Raw genomic sequence first — 15,230 nt, 5'->3', positions numbered from 1 at the left:
GGTTGCCTGCGACGAGCTAGTTATTCGTCTCGATCTTGCCCCCGGCATCCGGGTCGTAGAAATCAGGGATTTCATACTTGTACTTCTTCAGCCAGCGCTGCATCGCCAGCTCACGCTCGGTGGCGGTGGCCGCTTGCGGATCGGGCGACGCAGCCTTGTTGCGGCTTTGCAACAACAGCCAGCCTTCGGTTTCCTGCTGCTGGGCCGACGCCGGGCCGGCGTCGATGGCCATTGCGCCGGGCGGCAGACTCAGCAGGCTCAGGCAACACAGGGTCTTGAACGTGTTCATGGCACCTCCTTGAGGCTCATTTGATCGTCGCCGGTTGCGCATCAACTGCCACCGCGACCTGCTTGCCGGCGACGGGTCTGGCTCTGACCGGCGACTTGAGTTTCTCCGCGCGCTCCTGGGCATCGGTGAACTGTTCCGGGGTCAGGTGGGAGCGGCTGACCACTTCCGCAGCTTGCTGCCAGTTGTTCTGGTAGAGCAGCAGGGTGACCAGATTCAGCGTCGCCAACTGATTGTTCTGCTTCAACTCGATGGCGGTCAGAAACTCGAAGCGAGCGTCCTCGAGCCGCAGCTGATTGAGGTACACCACGCCCAGATCGTTGCGAATGTTTTCATTGGTCGGCGCCAGCCGCGCCGCCCGTTGCAGATGGGCCTGCGCCTGACCGTTGTCACCACGGGCGGCGTACAACTGACCCAGGCCATGTTCGGCGTCGGCGTTCAGGCAGGTGCCGAGCAGGCTGCGATACAACGGCTCGGCTTCGCTGCGCCCCAGCAGGCGATAGACCTTGGCCTTGCGCAGCCGCACCTCGACGAGGTTGTCGGGCAGGCCCTGCAGGTTGGCCAGGCTGGCGTGCAGCTTGCCGTCGTTGACCAGATCATCGGCCAGGTTCAGCGACAGTTCCTGTTCGGAACTCAACTTGCTGCAACTGGCCGGCGCCAGCATTGTCGTCCACGGCGCCTGACCGTCCGTTGCGCAACCGCCAAGCAGCAACAGGCTTGCCACGACCATCAGTGCTTTCATCCATCGCTCTCCATCGCCATTGTCATTGTCATTGTCATTGTCAGGACGCAAACGCCCGGGTGATTGCCGTGAAACCGGGACCTGCCAGAACGATCAGCAAGGCCGGAAAAAGCAGCAGCATCATGACCACCGACATCTTCGCCGACATCTTCGAGATGTACTCCTGCAAGCGTGTCAGCCGTCGGTCATCGAGCAGCTGCTTGAGCGCCAGCAGCGATTTCATCGCGCCGCCGCCCTGCTGAATCAGTTGTTGCAGGATCACGCAGGTGTCGGTGAACTCATCCACTGCCAGCAGCACGGCCGCCTTGTTCAACTCTTGTCCGAGCTCCAGACCCGAGTCGACACGGGCCAGAATCAGGCGCAGTTCGCTGGTCAGTTCCGGCAGCAGCTTTTGCCCTTCGGTGCTGAGCACCCGCAAGGCTTGCTCGACGGCCATGCCGGATTCGAACAGGATCCGCAGCAGCGGAATGAACGTCGACACTTCCACTGCAATGATTTTCTGCCGACGGGCAGCGGCATACGCCAACAGACGCTTGGGCAGCAGATAGCCGACGCCGGTGGCGATCATCGGCACCAGCCAGCCGTTGGGTGCAAGGGGGAAAAACACTTCCTTGAGAAACAGGCCCAGCCCCAATGTCAGCAATGGCGTGCCGATCTGGCAAGCGGCAAACAGCGAGCGCTCGCTGGCCCGACGCCAGCCGAGCCGGCTGAGCAGGGTCTGGGTTTCACTGTCGATGCTCACCGAACGCTGGCCGAACCGGCTGCTGCCCAGTGCGCGCAACCAGTTGCCGAAGCGGTTTTCGCGCAACAGGTGCCCCTGCAGACGCTGGTTGACCTGACGTACCCGACGGCGCTCGGTCAGCAGGTGATTGCCGACCAGCAGCAGTGCCCCGAGCAACAACATAAGACTGGCCAGCATCAGCATGTCAGACACTCCTCAACATGCGCCAAAGCGTCAGGCAACCGCTGACCTGCAACACCACTGCGACAATCAGCATGGTTCGACCGCCGGAGTCGTTCCACATGCCGAGCATGTAACCGGGATTGGTCAGCATGAAGTAACTGACCAGAATCACCGGCAGCGATCCGAGTACCCACGCGGTCATCCGGGTTTCGCCGGTCAGCGCGCGCAGTTGTCGGGCACCCTGGTCGCGTTCGCGAATCAGTTTGATCAGGTTCTCCAGCAACTCGCTGGCGTTGCCGCCGTAGCGATGATTGACCTTCAGGCCCAGGGCGAACATGCGCAGTTCGTCCTGCTCGTAGAGCTCGGCGAAATCGCTGACCGCGTCCGGCAGGTTTACCCCCAACTGCACGTTGCGCTGCACCCGGCCCATCGCGGATTTCAGCGGATCCTCACTGGTTTCGATGCCGCCCATCACCGCATCGGTCAGGGTCCGGCCGGACTTGAGGCTGCGCACGGTGTGATCGAGCAATTGCGGCAACTGTTCGATCATCCGATTGAGCCGGCGACGATACAGCCACGCGATGTACAACCGCAGAATCAGCGGCGGCGCCAGTATCAGCACCAAAAGACCGATCCAGTCGGCCAGCAGATAACCCAGCATCATGGCCACGACCCACAATGACAGCCAGAGCCCGAAACGTTCGCTCGGCCGGCCGAGACCTGCACGCAGAAACATCCGCTCCAGCCCGGTCCACGAAGTTTTTTCGGCAACGCTCTGGGTTTGCCCGGCGGCGAGGCGAGAGAGCACCCGTTCGTTGGCAGTCTTGCGCACACCCTGCAGGAACAGGCGAATCGACAGCCCCAGCAACAGCAGGCAGAGGACGATCAGGATCACCGGTCCGATCATGACGAAGGCTCCATGCGCTCAGCCCAGACTCGACTCGTGCCGCAACTTGTCGCCGGCCGGGTTGACCGCCTCGCGCAGGAAGCCGAAACCGGTGCGTCGATCCAGACGGAACAGGGTGTTGGTGACGTAGACGTCTTCACGCACGCCGACCACTTCCACCACCTCACTGACACAGCGCCGGCCGTCGGGCATGCGGGTCAACTGGATGATCACGTCGAGCGCCGCGCAAATCATCTGCCGCAGGGTGCGTTCGGCAACCGTGCGCCCGGTCAGACCGACCAGGGTTTCCAGACGCAGCAACGCATCCTGGGCGTTGTTGGCGTGGACGGTGCTCATCGAACCGTCGTGACCGGTATTCATCGCCGTGAGCACGTCGAGCACTTCGACGCCACGGATCTCGCCAAGAATGATCCGGTCGGGACGCATCCTCAGGGCGTTGCGGATCAGGTCGCTGGCCTTGACCTCGCCATGACCTTCGGCATTCGGCGGCCGGGTTTCCAGGCGCACCACATGCGGATGGCCGAGTTGCAATTCGGCAACGTCTTCGATGGTCACCAGTCGTTCGTGGGGATTGATCAACTGGCTGAGGATATTCAGCAGCGTGGTCTTGCCGGTGCCCGTGCCGCCGCTGATCAGGATGTTGCAGCGCTTGCCCACGGCCTCCTGAAAGCACTCGAAAATCGGCAGGTCGATGGTCTGCATGGCGATCAGGTCGCTGCTCTTGAGCATGTCCTTGCGGAATTTTCGAATCGACAGACAGGGGCCGTCGAGGGCGATCGGCGGGATGATCGCGTTGACCCGGCTGCCGTCGGGCAGGCGCGCATCGACCATCGGCGAAGACTCGTCCAGCCGGCGCCCGAGCGGCGCGAGAATGCGCTGCATGACCCGTTCAACGTGATGAGAATCGATAAAGCGCAAGTCACTCTGGTGCAGTACGCCATCGCGCTCGACGAACACCCGGTGCGGGCCGTTGACCAGGATTTCGGTCACGGCGGTGTCGCGCAGCAACACTTCCAGCGGGCCGAACCCGGTCAGCTCATCGACAATTTCTTCCGCCAGCCGCTCCATCTCGTAACGTGAAATCGCCAGGTGCAGACGGGCGATGTATTCGGCGACCTTGTCGGTGACGAATTGCGCCAGCAACTGCCGCGAACCTTCCAGCAGGTTTTTCCCGGACTCCTCGATGGCATCGATGATGTAGCGATGCAGGACCAGTTTCAGGCCTTCGTGATCGGTGTTGCCCGAGTGGCCGCGCGCCGGCGCACCGAAGAGTTTTTCCGGGCTCATGAGGTGCCTCGCAACCGGTCGAACCAGGTGACCTTGGGTTTGGCCAGACCTTCGGAGCGCTTGGCCAGCCGTTCGCCAAGCACCCGCAAGCTCTGGGTGAGTTTTTCCCGGGGGGCCAGTTCGAACAGACTGACGCCCTGGTTCTTGGCGTTCATGCGCAGCTCCGGACTCAAGGCCAGCACCGCGATCACTTCCAGGTTGAAGGTCTTGCCGAGGGTGTCCGCATCCGGCGCAACGTTGCTCAGATAACGGTCGACCAACAGCCGTCCGTGATCGAGCTTCATGCCTTTTTCCCGCCACAGATTGAACACCGCCAGATTGCGCCGGCAATCGAGAACGCTCTGGTCGGTGTACCAGATCAACTTGTCGCAATGGCTGACAAAGGTACGCAGGGCCTCACTGTCAGGCTGGCCGGTGAGGTTCACGACGATGTGCTGGAAGTGCTGGCGCAAGGCGCTGAGCAACATGAACAGCTCGGCGGCGCTGGTGCTTTCCAGTGGCTCGTCGTTGTCGGCGTACGCCAGAATCCGCAGCCCCGCTTCGGCACTGGTGAACGCACTGTCGATCAACGTGGCGTCGAGCCTGCGCAGGTGGCGCAAGGCATCGCCGAAGTGGAACGAACTCTCCAGCCCCAGCAACGCCAGGCTGTCACCACGGGGCAGCCCGAGGTCCAGCAGCAGCGTCTGCTGCCCGCTTTTTTGCACCACCAGCGCCATATGGTTAGCCAGTAACGCGCCGTCGGAACTGCTCTGCACACCGTACAAAACCGTCAGGCCGCCCAGTTGCGTGTTGTGCGTCACCGGCGGCAGGCGTTTGCTCAAGCGGCGCACCAGGCCGGCCACTTCGCTGGAGCGCGAACCGTAGGCGACGAAATCCCGGGCCCCGGCGCGCATCGCATTGAGCACAAGCTGGTTGTCCATGCCGTCCCCGAGAGCGACGATCGCCAGCATCGGTTTGGCCTCCAGCGCACCTTCGATCAGCGCGCTCTGGGCCACCACGTGTTCGCGGTCGAGACCGACGAATACCAGGCTGGCGAAGGTAACGTCCACCAGCGCGAGCAATTCATCGAGGCTGCCGCCGCCGGCACTGACCACCTGACCCAACGGCGCGAGGGCGCTTTGCAGCCACTCAAGATCAGTGCTGTTGCGGGTGATGGCGAGAAAGGTCTGACTCAGGCTCTGGCTCATTGGGACAACCCGCTGCGCTTGTCGAAGTTGCCGTTTTCCAGGAAGAACATGCGATAGAAATTCGGGTCGTAGTTGCGCAGTTTTTCACCCGGCAACGATGGCAGCTGTGCCTCCGCCGAGAGCGGACGTACCAGGTGCGGAGTAACGATCATCAGCAGCTCGCGCTCTTCGCGCTTGATCTGCGAGCTTTTGAAAAAGGCCCCGAGCACCGGGATATCGCCCAGCCCCGGAAACTTGTCGACCTGGGAACTGTTGGTGGTGCTGATCAGACCGCTGATGACAAAACTCTCGCCATCGGCGAGGGAAATGCTGGTGTCGGTGCGGCGGATGGTCAAGGCCGGCACCGTGGTGCCGGCGATGTTCACCGCGTTGCTGAAATCCAGTTCGCTGACTTCCGGCGCCACTTTCAGGGCGATGCGATCGTGGCTGATGATGGTGGGCGTCAGGGTCAGGCGGATGCCGAATTCCTTGTATTCGATGGACACGTTATCGCTGCCGGAACTGGGCACCGGAATCGGAATCTGCCCGCCCGCGAGGAAGCTTGCGCTCTGCCCGTTGAGGGCCACCAGGCTTGGCCGCGCCAGGGTGTAGGCGAAACCGCTGCCTTCGAGGGCATTGATGATCGCCATGGTCTTGCCGCCGATCCACGAGAAGTTGAACAGCGAGTTGTCCACCGGCAGTCGCGGTTGCGGGACGCCGTCGATGGGAGGCAGAGTGCCCGGCGAGCCGAACAGGAAATTGCCGCGGGTGCCGATCAGCGAAGCCGAGGCCTGTTTGAGCTTGGTGCGGCTGACTTCGACGAAGCGAATGTCGGTCTGCACCTGCGAGGGCAACAGCGCATCATCCGACGGCAGCGCACCGGTGCTGGTAAGGGCCGAAGTGGCGGCGCCCTTGACGAACACCATGCTCTGGCGTGGCTCGCTGGAGCAGCCGGTCCAGACCATGAGACTGGTAGCGCCCGGCGCCACAGCAGTGAGCAGGAACGACGAATTGCCGTTTGCATGCACATCGGCGATTTTCGGATCGCCGATGGCCAGGCGTGTGATCGCCACCGGTGACTGCATGTCCTGTTGCCAGCCTTCGTTGATTTCGATCACCGGCGGCAAGCGCCCGAGGGCCGCGCAGTTGCCGGTGGCAGCGTGTGCGGCATTGATTGACAGTCCCATCAGCAGCAAGGCCCGGAGCACGGGATTGAAGGTCGGCCAGGAACGACTCTGCATGCACTTGGATCCTTGCTCAGTCATGGGTTTTGTTGGTTGGTCTGATTGCCGCGAATCACTTCCACCGCAGGTCGTATCGCACCGCTGTGGTCGCCACCGGGCGCAGCTTTCGGCGCCGTCCCCAGCGCCAGTTGAGTGAACTGGAAGAGCTGGCTGTTGGCGGCCACCAGTTTGTCCGGCGCCTGACGTTCGCCGGCCCAATACTTGGCCAGGCGCTGCTCTTCACTGCTGCGCACGGCCAGGCGCAACGTGCCGACCTGGGTGGCAAGCATCATTCGACTCAACAATTGTTCAGGCACCGCCAGCACCACGGTGCGCGCGGTGAGTCGGCGCTGGTCCTGTTTGATCTTGTCGTCGGCACTCATGGCGGGAGCGGATGGCTGACCGTCGTTGGTCAGGCCGTACTGTTCGCCGACACCCAGCACGCGCATGGCCGGCACCACAATCTGTGCCGACTGCTGCGGGTTGCTGGCGTCCTGGCGCAGGAACAACAGCACGTCGACGTAATCCCCGGGGATCAACTGCCCGGCGGCGCCGATCACCTCATCGACCGACACCGCCAGCGCGCGCTCATCACTGTGGATCATCCGTGCCAGTGTGCCGCCGGCTTCGAAGCTTTCTTCATTGAGCCAGGTGCCGGCACTCAGGTGGCGCCACGGCGTGCGGCCCACGGCCTGTTCGATTGTGCCGAGGCTGCCGGCGGGGGCGCTGAGCAGTTTTTCAACGGCCAGGTCGGCGGCCGTGAGGGGGGTGAATGGCGGGACGTCGTGTACCAGCACGACGACGGGCTGGCGGGTCTGGTCTTCGGCGGCAGCGACGGTTTTTTCGACGGTGACCACCGCAGGCGCGGGCGCCTCTGCAACCGGAGCGGGTTGGCGGCTGAGCACCAGCCCCCAATATCCGACAACGATGGCCCCCAGTAAAAGCACCGCTGCAAGGCCCATGGTGACACGACTGTTCATGACGGCTCTCCCTTTCCTGCTGCACTACCAGCCCGCACTTCCTAACCAGGGAACATCGCAATCAGGCAGCTGTGAACATCCAACTATTTCGCTATTTCCACGCTAGCTGAAACAAGCCAAAGCGCCATTACTGACAGGCAAATAACCCACGAAAGTATGGGTCTTGGCCAATTAACAGTCGAAATATCGGGCGTGACGAAGCGACTAATCCTTTATGACTAATCCGTTCTTACAGTTGTTGGGCGGGGGTTTGTTGACAATGCTCAAATGGCACGGCGAACGCTTTGCCGCTGCTGTTACATCGGCGCCAGGAGCGCAAAGGAGTGGGCACATGTTTCGAATGATCGTTGATTATTTAATGGCCAGAGCCCTGCTGTTCTACAAACGTGAAGACGGTGCTTCGGCAATCGAATACGCCATCGTCGTGGCCATGGTCGCCGTGGTGGTCGTGACCTTCGTCACCCCGCTGGGTGATCGCATGCTGGCGATCTTCAACAACATTCTGGTGTCGCTGGGCGGCGCTACGCAGACCCGGCCAACCGTTCCGTAATCGACAGCTCGGTCCTGCCAGCACCTTGCTGATGTTCCGCTACACTCGGTCTTCCATTCAGCTTTCAGGTACTGCCCATGAACGTGTCTTCTTCCCCACGCCAACAGTTGCTTCTGGTTGACGACGAAGAGGACGCGTTGCTGGAGTTGGCGGAGTTGCTGGAGGGTGAAGGCTTCGTCTGCCATACCGCGACCTCGGTCAAACTCGCCCTGCATCATCTGACCCGTCATCCCGATATCGCCCTGGTGATCACCGATCTGCGCATGCCGGAGGAAAGCGGCATGTCGCTGATCAAACGCTTGCGCGAACACACCTCACGCCAGCATCTGCCAGTGATCGTGACGTCGGGGCATGCGGACATGGAGGATGTGAGCGACATGCTGCGGTTGCAGGTGCTGGACCTGTTCCGAAAGCCGATCTATCACGTGCGGCTGCTGGAAACCCTCGACAACCTGTTTCCCAAGCCGAAGGTGAATGCCGGGTAAAGCGCTTACCCGGCAATCTGTCTCAGTGTGCGGTCACCCGCTGACGCAAACCGGAATTGCCCGGCGATAACGCCAGCGCCAACTGCGTGCGGTTATGCATGTGGGTCAGGCGCAACACCTGCGAAACGTAGAGTTTCACCGTGTTTTCGGTAATACCCAGCTCACAGGCAATCTGATAATTGGTCTGCCCCTTGCCCACCAGGCGCGCCACGTCCAGTTGCCGTGGTGACAGCTGATTGAAGATCGCCGGGATCTCCAGTTCGCCGGCCTCATGCGTGGCTTCGTCGCTGACGGGCGCCGGCCCGCGACGCACCTTGTCCAGGTCCTGATAAAGATCATCGATGGACGACGACAAGTCCTGAAGTTTCTGATTCAGGTGCCCCAGTTGCAGGGTTTTCTGCCGTTCCTGCAGCACCGCTTCCTGGCGTTGCAGGCCTTCGAGCAATTCATCCAGATTGACCGGTTTCTGGTAGTAGTCGGCAATCCCGGCGCGCAAGGCCTTGATCACGTCCTGCTTGTCGGCGCGGCCGGTGAGCATGATGGCTTCAAATGCCCGGTGCTTGCCGGCCAACCGCTGCAGTTCCTGCACCAGTTGAATGCCGTCCATGTCCGGCATGTGCAGATCGCACAGCACCAGCCCGATCGCGGTGTCGCCCGTAAAACGCTCGATCGCCTCTTTGCTGGACTCGCACGGCACACAGCGGTAGCCGCTGCTCTCGAGAAATTCACAGAGCTCTTCGACGATCAGAGGCTGATCATCGACAACGAGGACTTTTACCGCAGATGTAAGCTTGTTCACGTGCCACTCCATGCCCGGGCCAAAACTGACCATTCCTGTACTGTCAGCCGTTGGCTGTGTAACCAGTTACTTTGAAAGTAGACCCACTTTCCGACTATGTACATAAGACTAGTGGCGCTCGGCGACTAATGGATCCAAGGCAGTGCAAGCACAAAGCCGATCAGCACGAACGGCGCAAATGGCAGCTTTTTTGACATGGATGGACCCATATATCGAAGACGTTCCCTAAGCCCTTGACTCATATGCAGCCAGAGTCTTGGCGCCAGCAGAATCCAGACCACGCTCGCGGCACCTGCTCCGATAAATATCCCCAGCAGCGAGACGCCGTCCGTCGCAAGACCAAGAGCTGTCATTAATTTCACATCGCCGGCGCCCATTCGGCCCATGAAATACCCCGGCAGCGTGAACGCAAGCGCCACGACACAGGCCCAGCCGCCCTGCCCCGCGTCGGCGCCTATCCAGGTGGTACCGAAAGACAACAGGTAGACCAGCGCCAGCGTGCCGACACCCAGCGTCAGGACGTTGGCAATCCTTCGTTGCCGGGCATCCTGGGCCGCACACGCCGTCAACCAGATCAGAAGGACAAGACTTTGCATCCGGTAAAAACCGTCCGTTTTTGCTGAATGATTCTATGCTGATACTACGCAGTGACTGTCAGGGTAGACGCACGGATGAAAACCGGCTCTCGGAAGGCGCAAAAAGGTGCGGTGGCGATCGAGTTCGCCCTGGTGTTCGTGATCTTTTTCGCGGTGTTTTATGGCCTGGTCAGTTACAGCCTGCCGTTTGTGCTGATGCAGACGTTCAATCAGGTCACCGCCGAAGCCATCCGCCGCGCCGTGGCGGTCGATCCCGCGCTTCCCAACTATTCGACGGTGCTGGTCAGCACCGCGAATGCCGCGTTGACCCAGCAATTGTCGGTGCTGCCGACATCGCTGAACGTGGTGGTCGGCACGGACACGTCAACCGTCTATGACGCGGCTCAGGGCACGCTCACCGTCAGCGTCAATTACCCGGTGAGCAAACTCAATCGGGTCATCCCGTTTCTGGTGTTGCCGGGTGTCGGCGCTGTCCCCAGCCTGCCAACGAACCTGACCGCCATTTCGAGCCTGAAATTTTGACCCCGGGTGACAACCTGCTCGGCCGCCTGCTGAAGCGGAGCATGGTCGCCAGCGATATGCCGGACATGCTCGGCACCCCGCTGACGGGCCTGCACATCCACCTCGACAGCGAAGGCGGCGTGTTGCAAGTGGCCGGCCCGCTGCGCCTGCTGCTGGCACAACAGACGCCTCGCGAAAATCCGTTGCCGTTGCACGACTACCTGCTGGCGCGCAGCACGCTGGCCATCGAGGGCCGGCCGCAGGACTGGCAAGGCCAACTGCTGGACCTGGACTTCCCCGCCCTGGGCGACCAGACCTTGCACCTGCGCGGCTGGGTCCAGCCGCTGGGCAATGGCTGGCTGCTGCAACTGATCGACATTGCCGACCTGTTGTCCGAACGCCAGCAAGCGCATCAGCGCGAGGCGTGCCACATGCTTGCCGAGCAGATCAGCAAGCAGTTGCGCAGCTGCAGCCTTGGCCGGTTGCCGATGCTTGTCAGCGAACAATTGCAGGTCATCGCCCAGCGTTGGCAGATTCCGTGCCTGGCACTCGCCCTGCTCGATGAACAGGAACAGGGCTGGCAGATCCATCAGCAATTCCACGCCCATGACGCACCGGCGCTGTGGCACGACAGCCAGCGTCTGGGCACGCCGCTCGACAGTCTCAATGGCATTGGCCCGCAGCGCCTGGGTGCGCATTACGGCCAGTACGAACACTCGCGGGTCCAGGGCCTGTTCGGCAATGCCGAAGGTTTTGCCGTGCCCTATAGCGATGATCGAGGCGTGATGGCGTGGCTGCTCTGCGGTTTTTACGCGGTGGACAAGACTGCGCCTTATCTGACCGACCGCGACTGGCTGATGTTGGCAGGCGCACTGGCCGGCCCCCTGCTCGGTCGTTTGCGCGAACAAAAGCATCAACTGCAACTGGAACGGCTGGAGTCGTTGCAGACGCTGCTCGGCACAGGCTGGTGGGAAATCAGCAGCAGCGAGCAGATTCAACTGGCCCCGACGCTGGCCGCCACTCTGCAACAGGACAGCACGACTCTGATGCTCGACACCTGGCTGACGCTGATCCATCCCGCCGATCGCGAAGAAGTCCGCAGCCGCCTGCAAGCCTTGCAACTGCACGGGGAAATCCTCGACCTGTGCGTGCGCCTGCATCCTCACGATGCCAGCCAGAATCCGACGTGGTATCGCCTTCAGGGGCAGGTCACCGGCACCGGCGAGCATCGACGGCTGGTGGGCTTCATGCTCGACATCAGCGACATCAAGAACCAACAGCAACTGGCCGCCGCCGCCCATGCGCGGCTGGACAACCTGATCGCCAGTTCGCCGGCGGTGATTTACGTCCAGCACTACGTCGAAGGCGCCTTGCTGCCGGCGTTTTTCAGCGCCAGCCTGCAACCGCTGCTGGGCTGGAGCCTGGAAGACTGCGACGCCAGCGCGCTGGCGGAGCGGATTCACCCGGATGACCGGGCCCTGTATTTCGAGCGCACCCGGCAACTGCTGCGCGAAGGCTCGGTGCGCGCCCGCTATCGCCTGCGCGACATTCACGGCAATTACCACTGGCTGCTCGATGAAGCCCGGTTGTTGCGCAATGACCTGGGCCTGCCGGTGGAGGCCGTCGGTTTATGGCTGGACGTTACCGACGCGACGCTGGCCGCCGAGCAGGTCAAGCAGAGTGAGGAACGCTACCGGATTCTGGTCGAGGACTCGCCGGCGATGATCTGCCGCTATCGCCCGGACCTGATCCTGACGTTCGGCAACCGGCCGCTGGCGACGTATCTGGAATGCACCCCCGAAGCCCTGCCGGGCATCGATCTGGGCAGCTGGATGTCCGACGTTCAGCGCGCGGCCTTCGTTGAGCGCCTGGCGCAGTTGACCCCGCAATCCCCCGTCAGCACCGCGGAAATCAATCTGCAATTGCCGGGACGCGAGCACGCGTGGTGGGTGTGGTCGGATCGCGGCGTGTTCGATGAGCACGGGAAACTGATCGAAGTACAAGCCGTTGGCCGCGACAACACCGAAGTCCGCCGCTCCCAGCAGCAACTCACGCAAAGCGCAAAAATGGCCACCCTCGGCGAGATGGCCACCGGTCTGGCCCACGAAATCAATCAGCCGCTGAACGTCATGCGCATGGCCATCGTCAACGTGCAGAAGCGCCTGAGCAACGGCGATGTGCAGATCGATTACCTGACCGACAAACTCAACCGCATCGACGCGCAGGTCCAGCGCGCCGCGAAAGTGGTGGATCACATGCGGGTGTTCGGTCGCCGCTCCGAGATCGAGCAGCAGCTGTTCAACCCGGCCAGCGCCATCGAAGGCACGCTGTCGCTGCTGGCCGAAGGCATGCGCGGCAAAGGCGTGGATTTGCGCATCAGTGAAACCGCGTTCGAGGTTCAGGTGCGCGGGTATGTCGATCAGCTTGAGCAGGTGCTGATCAACCTGATGGTCAACGCCCGGGATGCGCTGCTGGGCAAACGCGAGTCCGACTCAACGTTCAAACCGTGGATTTCGATCTACGCCGAACGCGACGAGCAGAAGGTGCGACTGTGGGTCGAGGACAATGGCGGCGGTATCGACCCGCGTCTGCTGGAGCGGATTTTCGAACCGTTCTTCACCACCAAACCGGTGGGGGTCGGCACCGGTCTGGGGTTGTCGGTGAGTTACGGGATCATCGAGAACATGGGCGGTCACTTGAGCGTGCGCAACTCGGCGGACGGTGCGCGGTTCTGCATCGAATTGCCGATCGCCGCCGACGACTAGATCACCAGATAGGCCTTGCCGGTCTGGCCGCAGGTCATGTTGGCGCCGACGTCGACGTCCATCAGGTTGATCCCCAGCCCTTTGAGCAAATTGTTGAGCAGCGGATCCAGCAGCGGACTCACCAGGTTGGTGATCAGCGGTTGCAGGATCGTCGTGACATCGCTGATCAAACTGGCGACGCCAGTGACGATTGCCCCCAACGGGTTGCTGCCCTGTGGTTTGTAGACGATCAGATTGATCCCGGCCAGGGTGCTTGCCAGGCTGTTGACGATGTTGCTTGAGGGCGCGGCGGCAATCACGCTCGGCGGCAGTTTCAGGTTGGGCGGTGTGGCGAACGGATTGCCGCTGGAAAACACCAGGTTCTGGGTGTTCTGCGCCACGCTGGTGTTGACCATGATCGCGATGCCGCCGGCGCCGTATGGCACGTGAGTGCTCGGGTCACAGCTGCCGATCCCCAAGATCTTGTGACAGGTCACCGTGCCCAGATCCACCAGCGGCAACGGTGTGACCGTGGGTTCGGCAGAGGATGAAAACGCGTTGGTCGGGTCGATCTTGCCCAGCTTGAGGTCGGCAATCGAGGTGGTGGTGCGGGCCGTCAGGCTTTTGGTGCCGGTGTTGCCGGTCGGGCAACTGTAGTCGGTGACGTAACTGATGGCGCCGCCGGCATCCAGGCTGATGTCGATTTGCGGCGAGGGCAACAGCTGCGGGTCCAGTTGCTCACAACCGGCCCCGAGCAGGCAGCCGACCGAATTCAGTGTGGCGACCAGATTGAGGCTCAACAGTGCATTGAGCGTCGGTGTCAGCGTACCAACCAGCCCGAGTACCGCATTGGCCAACCCGGTCACCCCGGACAGCACCGGCAGATTCACTGAAAGCAGTGTGCGAATCTGCGCGGTACGTACATAAATCCGGTTCGGCCCGGTGGGATTGGCCTTGGCCAGCGCCGGATCACCGATGGCGGAAAACTGTGGCGGCTCGATGACCTTGACCCGCACCGTGACATTCGCCAGTCCCAACACGCTGATCGGCAGGGTCGCGGCCACCGCACTCTTGCTGTTGGCCAGTTGAATCACGCCCTGGACCAGTTGCAGCAACTGCAGATTGGCATCCAGCCCGGCGGCCGTGGTGCCGGTCTGCAATTGCAGGATGTCGCCGAGCTTTACCGGCGCGGCATTGATCGCCGCCACTTGCAGCTGGCCCAGCGCAGTAATCACTTCAGCGGTGGCGCCGTTGAGCTGCACCGCCGTAATCGCGGCCTGGATCAATTGGGTCACCGTGGCCTGGGTGTTGAGCAACTGGGTGTAATTGCCGGCGGCGACGTTGAGGTTGATCGCCAGTTGATTCAGGTAGCTGAGCAGGTTGATGTCGGTGTTGAGCAGGCCGGTCCAGCCCAGGGCGGTCAGATTGACGTTACCACCGAGCAGCCCGGAAAACAGCGGATTGAGGATGTTCGATTGCGCGGTGTCGATGCTGGCCAGGTTACTGCGGATGTTCAATTGAGCGACGGTCGGCTTGGGTTTGGCCGCCACTGCCGAAGCGTAAAGCACGGTGTTGAGACGGACCGGAGTGCCACTGAACAGCGCCTGCACACCGCCGGCGAAACTGCTGGTCACCGTGCGATTGGCCGCAACCTTGACCGCGTCCGATTGCGTGGCATTCACCGTGAACGTACGCAGGCCGGTGGCGGCAGTTACCAGGGCTCCGCAATCGACCACAAGGACGTTGTTGGCATCGGCGACAAACCCGTTGCGCGTTGCACTTTGCCCCGCGTAACTGGCGGCGGTGAGGCCCGGCAGGCAGTTGCCGCCACGGCTGACGGCTTCGAGGGCGGCGGTGTCCACCAGGCGCTGCAGTTTGCGTTGTTCCATGTACAGACGGCCGGTGTCCACCACCAGCAGCATCAACACCAGCGCCAGGCTGAGCGTGGCGGCCGCCATCAGGCCGATGGCCCCCCGCTGCCGGGCTGGCCCACCGCACTGCGGATGACGCGACATGGCGCACTCCTTTGCCGGCGCACGGCCGGGCGCAACCTCCATTGG

At 62.0% G+C, this 15,230-nt stretch carries 15 protein-coding genes; 4 read left to right on the top strand and 11 right to left on the bottom strand.

The genetic code is table 11. The features are described 5' to 3' along the window. Positions 1 to 16: 16 nt before the first annotated feature. From IHQ43_RS03430 to cpaB, 8 genes are read right to left on the bottom strand one after another with little or no spacing between them, the layout of a single operon-like run. On the bottom strand, positions 17 to 289 hold the full coding sequence (locus IHQ43_RS03430) for a DUF3613 domain-containing protein (RefSeq protein WP_192563375.1): 273 nt from the start codon (positions 287 to 289) through the stop codon (positions 17 to 19). A 16-nt stretch (positions 290 to 305) separates the two neighbouring features. Continuing rightward, entirely contained in the window at positions 306 to 1,028 is a 723-nt protein-coding gene (locus IHQ43_RS03425) for a tetratricopeptide repeat protein (RefSeq protein ID WP_192563374.1), read from the bottom strand. Between the two features lie 40 nt (positions 1,029 to 1,068). After that, positions 1,069 to 1,953, bottom strand: a complete 885-nt coding sequence (locus IHQ43_RS03420; protein ID WP_192563373.1) for a type II secretion system F family protein — start codon at positions 1,951 to 1,953, stop codon at positions 1,069 to 1,071. 1 nt (position 1,954) lies between these two features. Then, on the bottom strand, positions 1,955 to 2,839 hold the full coding sequence (locus IHQ43_RS03415) for a type II secretion system F family protein (RefSeq protein WP_192563372.1): 885 nt from the start codon (positions 2,837 to 2,839) through the stop codon (positions 1,955 to 1,957). An 18-nt stretch (positions 2,840 to 2,857) separates the two neighbouring features. Next, positions 2,858 to 4,126, bottom strand: a complete 1,269-nt coding sequence (locus tag IHQ43_RS03410) for a TadA family conjugal transfer-associated ATPase (protein ID WP_192563371.1) — start codon at positions 4,124 to 4,126, stop codon at positions 2,858 to 2,860. Continuing rightward, positions 4,123 to 5,313, bottom strand: coding sequence for a CpaE/TadZ family protein (locus IHQ43_RS03405; protein ID WP_192563370.1), 1,191 nt, complete (start codon positions 5,311 to 5,313; stop codon positions 4,123 to 4,125). The genes IHQ43_RS03410 and IHQ43_RS03405 overlap by 4 nt, the downstream gene beginning before the upstream one ends. After that, positions 5,310 to 6,533: a type II and III secretion system protein family protein gene (locus tag IHQ43_RS03400; RefSeq protein ID WP_192563369.1), complete on the bottom strand. Its 1,224-nt coding sequence runs from the start codon at positions 6,531 to 6,533 to the stop codon at positions 5,310 to 5,312. The genes IHQ43_RS03405 and IHQ43_RS03400 overlap by 4 nt, the downstream gene beginning before the upstream one ends. A gap of 20 nt (positions 6,534 to 6,553) precedes the next feature. Beyond that, entirely contained in the window at positions 6,554 to 7,495 is a 942-nt protein-coding gene (gene cpaB, locus IHQ43_RS03395; RefSeq protein ID WP_192563368.1) for a Flp pilus assembly protein CpaB, read from the bottom strand. A 340-nt stretch (positions 7,496 to 7,835) separates the two neighbouring features. Between cpaB and IHQ43_RS03390 the strand changes: the two genes are divergently transcribed. Then, a complete protein-coding gene (locus IHQ43_RS03390) occupies positions 7,836 to 8,045 on the top strand; it encodes a Flp family type IVb pilin (RefSeq protein WP_192564944.1) in 210 nt (69 codons plus the stop codon). Positions 8,046 to 8,122: 77 nt separating this feature from the next. After that, complete coding sequence (locus tag IHQ43_RS03385; protein WP_007958451.1) at positions 8,123 to 8,530, top strand: response regulator; 408 nt, start codon at positions 8,123 to 8,125, stop codon at positions 8,528 to 8,530. 22 nt (positions 8,531 to 8,552) lie between these two features. Here the strand turns inward: IHQ43_RS03385 and IHQ43_RS03380 are convergent, their stop codons facing one another. Then, complete coding sequence (locus tag IHQ43_RS03380) at positions 8,553 to 9,329, bottom strand: response regulator transcription factor (RefSeq protein WP_192563367.1); 777 nt, start codon at positions 9,327 to 9,329, stop codon at positions 8,553 to 8,555. A gap of 125 nt (positions 9,330 to 9,454) precedes the next feature. Continuing rightward, positions 9,455 to 9,925, bottom strand: a complete 471-nt coding sequence (locus IHQ43_RS03375) for an A24 family peptidase (protein ID WP_192563366.1) — start codon at positions 9,923 to 9,925, stop codon at positions 9,455 to 9,457. 75 nt (positions 9,926 to 10,000) lie between these two features. Here IHQ43_RS03375 and IHQ43_RS03370 point away from each other — a divergent pair, with 75 nt between their 5' ends. Both IHQ43_RS03370 and IHQ43_RS03365 read left to right on the top strand, forming a co-directional pair. After that, positions 10,001 to 10,447, top strand: a complete 447-nt coding sequence (locus IHQ43_RS03370) for a TadE/TadG family type IV pilus assembly protein (RefSeq protein WP_192563365.1) — start codon at positions 10,001 to 10,003, stop codon at positions 10,445 to 10,447. Further along, positions 10,444 to 13,191 carry a PAS domain-containing sensor histidine kinase gene (locus IHQ43_RS03365; RefSeq protein ID WP_192563364.1) on the top strand — a complete coding sequence of 916 codons (2,748 nt, stop codon included), beginning with the start codon at positions 10,444 to 10,446 and terminating at the stop codon, positions 13,189 to 13,191. Before IHQ43_RS03370 ends, IHQ43_RS03365 begins: the two co-directional genes overlap by 4 nt. On the opposite strand, the gene IHQ43_RS03360 is transcribed toward IHQ43_RS03365, so the two are convergent. Then, the gene (locus IHQ43_RS03360) at positions 13,188 to 15,185 is read right to left on the bottom strand and encodes a pilus assembly protein TadG-related protein (protein ID WP_192563363.1); all 1,998 of its coding nucleotides are present in this window, start codon (positions 15,183 to 15,185) and stop codon (positions 13,188 to 13,190) included. The genes IHQ43_RS03365 and IHQ43_RS03360 overlap by 4 nt on opposite strands. Positions 15,186 to 15,230 lie beyond the last annotated feature (45 nt).

This window comes from Pseudomonas gozinkensis, assembly GCF_014863585.1.
GTDB classification, from domain to species: Bacteria; Pseudomonadota; Gammaproteobacteria; order Pseudomonadales; family Pseudomonadaceae; genus Aquipseudomonas; species Aquipseudomonas gozinkensis.
This window is presented reverse-complemented; position numbering and strand designations above follow the sequence as displayed.

Coding starts and splice junctions, on each gene's coding strand:
- IHQ43_RS03415 (WP_192563372.1), bottom strand. CDS start 2,839: ATGATCGGACCGGTGATCCTGATCGTCCTCTGCCTGCTGTTGCTGGGG.
- cpaB (WP_192563368.1), bottom strand. CDS start 7,495: ATGAACAGTCGTGTCACCATGGGCCTTGCAGCGGTGCTTTTACTGGGG.
- IHQ43_RS03360 (WP_192563363.1), bottom strand. CDS start 15,185: ATGTCGCGTCATCCGCAGTGCGGTGGGCCAGCCCGGCAGCGGGGGGCC.
- IHQ43_RS03430 (WP_192563375.1), bottom strand. CDS start 289: ATGAACACGTTCAAGACCCTGTGTTGCCTGAGCCTGCTGAGTCTGCCG.
- IHQ43_RS03390 (WP_192564944.1), top strand. CDS start 7,836: ATGATCGTTGATTATTTAATGGCCAGAGCCCTGCTGTTCTACAAACGT.
- IHQ43_RS03425 (WP_192563374.1), bottom strand. CDS start 1,028: ATGAAAGCACTGATGGTCGTGGCAAGCCTGTTGCTGCTTGGCGGTTGC.
- IHQ43_RS03385 (WP_007958451.1), top strand. CDS start 8,123: ATGAACGTGTCTTCTTCCCCACGCCAACAGTTGCTTCTGGTTGACGAC.
- IHQ43_RS03370 (WP_192563365.1), top strand. CDS start 10,001: ATGAAAACCGGCTCTCGGAAGGCGCAAAAAGGTGCGGTGGCGATCGAG.
- IHQ43_RS03410 (WP_192563371.1), bottom strand. CDS start 4,126: ATGAGCCCGGAAAAACTCTTCGGTGCGCCGGCGCGCGGCCACTCGGGC.
- IHQ43_RS03400 (WP_192563369.1), bottom strand. CDS start 6,533: ATGCAGAGTCGTTCCTGGCCGACCTTCAATCCCGTGCTCCGGGCCTTG.
- IHQ43_RS03375 (WP_192563366.1), bottom strand. CDS start 9,925: ATGCAAAGTCTTGTCCTTCTGATCTGGTTGACGGCGTGTGCGGCCCAG.
- IHQ43_RS03405 (WP_192563370.1), bottom strand. CDS start 5,313: ATGAGCCAGAGCCTGAGTCAGACCTTTCTCGCCATCACCCGCAACAGC.
- IHQ43_RS03420 (WP_192563373.1), bottom strand. CDS start 1,953: ATGCTGATGCTGGCCAGTCTTATGTTGTTGCTCGGGGCACTGCTGCTG.